This is a genomic window from Candidatus Neomarinimicrobiota bacterium, from assembly GCA_022560655.1.
Taxonomy (GTDB): Bacteria; Fidelibacterota; Marinisomatia; order SCGC-AAA003-L08; family TS1B11; genus JADFSS01.
On record JADFSS010000114.1, the window covers coordinates 741 to 5,023 of the forward strand.

The 4,283-nt window shown below is 57.0% G+C and carries 4 protein-coding genes and 1 pseudogene; all 5 read left to right on the plus strand.

Features of this window, described 5'->3' with window-relative positions; all coding sequences use genetic code 11:
• Positions 1-118: 118 nt before the first annotated feature.
• The 5 genes and pseudogenes from IH971_10920 to IH971_10940 all read left to right on the plus strand — a co-directional run bounded on the left by IH971_10920 (position 119) and on the right by IH971_10940 (position 3,657).
• Positions 119-505 (plus strand): RidA family protein, encoded by a 387-nt coding sequence (locus tag IH971_10920; protein MCH7498344.1) that lies wholly within the window; start codon positions 119-121, stop codon positions 503-505.
• A gap of 27 nt (positions 506-532) precedes the next feature.
• Positions 533-905, plus strand: a pseudogene (locus IH971_10925) (four helix bundle protein).
• A gap of 66 nt (positions 906-971) precedes the next feature.
• Positions 972-1,859 (plus strand): diacylglycerol kinase family lipid kinase, encoded by an 888-nt coding sequence (locus IH971_10930; GenBank protein MCH7498345.1) that lies wholly within the window; start codon positions 972-974, stop codon positions 1,857-1,859.
• Positions 1,856-2,302 carry a hypothetical protein gene (locus IH971_10935; protein MCH7498346.1) on the plus strand — a complete coding sequence of 149 codons (447 nt, stop codon included), beginning with the start codon at positions 1,856-1,858 and terminating at the stop codon, positions 2,300-2,302. Before IH971_10930 ends, IH971_10935 begins: the two co-directional genes overlap by 4 nt.
• On the plus strand, positions 2,299-3,657 hold the full coding sequence (locus IH971_10940; GenBank protein ID MCH7498347.1) for a sodium-dependent transporter: 1,359 nt from the start codon (positions 2,299-2,301) through the stop codon (positions 3,655-3,657). Before IH971_10935 ends, IH971_10940 begins: the two co-directional genes overlap by 4 nt.
• Positions 3,658-4,283 lie beyond the last annotated feature (626 nt).

Here is a 4,283-nt window from a genome sequence, read left to right on the forward strand (position 1 = left end):
GCGGGATTGTGCGGAAGAGCTTCTACGATATCGGAGCGGCTGGGGGCTGGGGACTGTGGGCGAGAGCCTTAAGAATAGGGACCAGGAACCTTGAACTTTGAACTAGGGAAGTAGAGCGATGCGCACCATTATCCATACTGATCTCGCCCCCGAGGCCGTGGGTCCCTACAGCCAGGGCGTGTGCGTGGACAATCTTATCTTCACCGCCGGGCAGATCCCCCTGGACCCTGACACCGGCTTGCTGGTTGAAGGCAACTTTGAAGAGCAGGTCTACCGCGTCCTGCGCAACATTGCGGGCATCCTATCAGCTGCCGGCGGGTCCCTCGGCAGTGTGGTCAAGTTTACCGTTTACCTCACCGATTTGGATTCCTACGCCACGCTCAACGACGTATTTGAGCGCTACTTTGCCGCCGATCCCCCCGCCAGATCGGTGGTCCAGGTGGCGGCGCTGCCGTTGGGCGCCTCGGTGGAGATTGAAGCGGTGGCGCTCCGGGAGGGGGCTTGAGGCTTGAGGCTGGGGGCTTGAGGGGACATGGGTGATTCGTTTAAGAGCTACAGAGATTTGGAGGTGTGGCAGAAGGCAATGGCTCTGGTGAGGGAAATCTATGATGTCACTGCTGGCTATCCAGGTGAGGAAAAATTCGGCTTGGTTAGCCAGATACCTCGGTCGGCCGTGTCTATTCCTTCAAATATTGCTGAAGGCCATGCTCGGGCAGGTAGCTGAATTCAAACATTTTGTTTCGATTGCCATGGGCTCAGTTGCTGAACGGGAGACCCAGATTATCTTGAGCGCGGACCTCGGACACGTAAATGGCGCTGCTGGCGCCAATCTTCTCAACCAGCTCGACATCATTGGCAAGCTGTTACGTGGACTGCATAAATCACTCGAAACTTGCAAAGCATAGACGGCGCCTGGAGTTGGGAATTTGTTTCCTGGTCCCTAGTCCCAAGTCTCCAGCCTCAAGAAATCCATGAAACGGGTGCTGGTCATCGCCAACCCTGCGGCCAGCAGGGGCCGCGGCGCTAAAGCGCTGGAGACCGTCAAGCGGCTGGCGCCGGCCTACAGCGACCGTTGCCGATTTGACTTCATGATTACCAGCGGGCCCGAGCACGCCACCGAAATTGCCCGGACCCACGGCCCGGCCTATGACCTGGTGGCGGCCCTGGGCGGCGATGGCACGGTGAACGAGGTGGTTGCCGGGCTCATGGGCGGCAGTACGCCTCTGGGCCTGATTCCCATCGGCACGGGCAACGATTTCGCCCGCAGCGCACGTATTCCCCGGAAGCTCAAACCGGCCCTGTCACTGCTGTGCCACGGTGAGCCGCGGCCCACCGACGTGGGGATCGTCAACGGGCGCCACTTCGTCAATGCCGTGGGCATTGGATTTGACGGCCGCACCAACTACGAGATCAGGAACATCAAATATCTCCGGGGCCCCCTGGTCATCCTGGTGGCTATTGCCCGCACCATCCGGTCCTGGAAGTCTGCGCAGGTGACTCTCAAGGTCGACGATAAAACGATCTCAGGGCTGACCTATCTCATCGGAATTGGCAACGGCCCCTCGGTGGGTGGGGGACTCCACCTGACGCCCAATGCGGATTTAGGTGACGGCAAGTTGGAGGTCTGCCATGTAGCGGATATATCGCCGCTGAAGATCATTTTAAACTTCCCTCGGCTTAAGGCGGGCACCATTCACAAACTGGATGAGGTCACCATGCTGTCGGGCAAGTCAATCGTGATCGAGAGTGAGCAGCCCCTGCCGGTGCACGTCGACGGAGAGGTGCTGGGTTTGGAACTACGGAAGCTCGAAATCCAGCTGCTGCCCGGTGCGCTTCAAGTTGTCCGCAACCAGGGATGAGCTGGGCCCGCCTGCTGCTGCTGCTGGCCCCCATCGGCCTGTTTGCCGGCAGTTCTTCAAGCACGACAAACCTGGTCGCTAAGGTGGACAGCACCCAGCGTTTCCCCGACCCTCAAACGGCCCTCCTGCTGGGCCTCATCCCTGGGGGTGGGCAGATTTACAACGGCGCCTGGCTGAAAGCGGTTCTGGTGATCGCCGCCGAGGGCTACTATCTCACCCAGTTCCGGCAGGCTAGCAAGGACTTCAATAACAACGACGGATCGGACCCTACCGAATTTGACGAGCTCCTTGACCGGCGGAATGGCAATGCATGGCGCGCGCTGATAGTTTATATTCTCGGCATGCTGGACGCCTATGTGGACGCTCATCTGAGCACCTTTCCGCAGGAAGACAATGGGCAGCGCCCCGCAAACCGCAATCCACCCAATGAGGCACGTCCATGACCCATAAGCGCGAACATTGGGGCAGCCGCGTGGGCTTCATAATGGCCGCATCCGGGTCGGCGGTGGGCCTGGGCAATATCTGGAAATATCCTCATATGGCGGGACAGCATGGCGGGGCTGCCTTTACCCTGGTCTATCTGATTTGCATTCTTGTCGTCGGGCTGCCCATTTTGCTGGCGGAATTCTCATTGGGGCGCCGCACGCAAAAAAGCCCGGTGGGCGCATTTTCAGCACTGTCCAACGGTAGCAGATGGAAATGGCTGGGAATGCTGGGGGTGGCATCGGCCTTTGTGATTCTGTCTTTCTACAGCGTCATTGGCGGGTGGACCATCAAATACAGCCTTTTAGCCCTGGCCGGATCGTTCGGTGAAATTGCTTCCTCCGCGGGGGGCGCCCAGGCGGAGTTCGATCAATTCGTGGCCAACCCGGTGGAGCCCATTTTCTGGCATATGATCTTCATGGGGCTTACGATATTCATCATCATCAAAGGCATCAGGGGCGGCATAGAAAAGTGGAGCAAAACCTTGATGCCCATATTGCTGGGAATCCTGGTCGTGCTGGTGATCCGGGGCATATCCCTGGATGGCGCGATGGAGGGGATTCGATTTCTTTTTTCACCCAAATGGGGCGACCTCGACGCTGAAGGTGTGGCCCTGGCGCTGGGGCATTCGTTCTTCACCATCAGCCTGGGCATGGGCACCATGATTACCTATGGCAGTTATCTGCACAAGGATCAGGACCTGTTGCGGGCCGGGTTGTGGGTCATATTTATTGATACGGCCATTGCCCTTCTGGCCGGCATCGCCATTTTCACGGCCGTATTCGCGCTGGGACAGGATCCCGCTTCGGGACCGGGCTTGATCTTCGTGGTGCTGCCGACGATGTTCCCTCAAATGCCCGGGGGCGAAATCTTCGGGTTCCTATTTTTTGCGCTTTTGTTTGTAGCAGCGCTGACCTCCGCCATTTCCATTCTGGAGGTCGTCACCGCTTACTTTATTGACGAGAAGCAGTGGAGTCGCGCCCAGGCCACATTTGCGTTTGGAGGTGTCATTACCGTGGTGGGCATTTTTGTCTCCCTGTCGTTTGGGGAGTATAATGTGCTGAAATCTTTCGGCGATTTGAATGTCTTTACGCTGATGGACAACCTATCCTCCAAATACATGTTGCCCATCGGCGGCTTCCTGACGGCGGTATTTGTCCTTGTCCGCTGGGGGGTCCCAGAGTTTCTGAAGGAATTGCAGACGGGCGCCGCCAACGTAAAGATTCCCTTGATACCTGCCAAGGCAGTGTTCGGCTTTGCCGGACTGGTCGTGGCCTATATTCTGCTGAAGGAGATTAAAGACGTCATATTTTAGCGCAGGATAGGTGCGGGGACCCAGGCATGTGCGGCATCATCGGTATCAGCGACTATTTCGGCTCTTGCAGACGCGCTAGAGGATATCTGCCGCATGCGTATCCGTCTTGCGTCGTTTACGCTGCCAGCTACGAACAAAAGATCCGCGCTCACGGGCGCAGCCGTTGTGAGCCCCATCTTGATCTGGAATCCAGACGTGAGTTCCATAATCCGACTCGCGGAGGTGATCGACGTTGTGGATACATAGAAACGTATATTCCCAGACGCGTCACGATTCGCGATTATAAGATTCTGACCGTTTGTGTTGCTGACTTGAAATAAACCCGAATGACCGGATGCGTCTGAACCGTCTGCGGTATTCGATAGTGCCCACGACCTGAGTATACCGTTCGATTCATTCGTGGTCGTACCTCTTGCTGATACAACGACCGATGCGGCTGATGCTGTATCATTCAAAAAGTTACGGACCTTGATCTGCGTGTCATCGTTCGTACTTCTTTCGACGTGTATGAGTTCGAGCGGTGTTCCGGCACCCGGACCCACACCAACGAGACTGCCATCGGTCATCAGGATAAAACCCTTCGTGGCATCCGACGTACTTTCCAGCGTTAGATTATCGCCGGAATC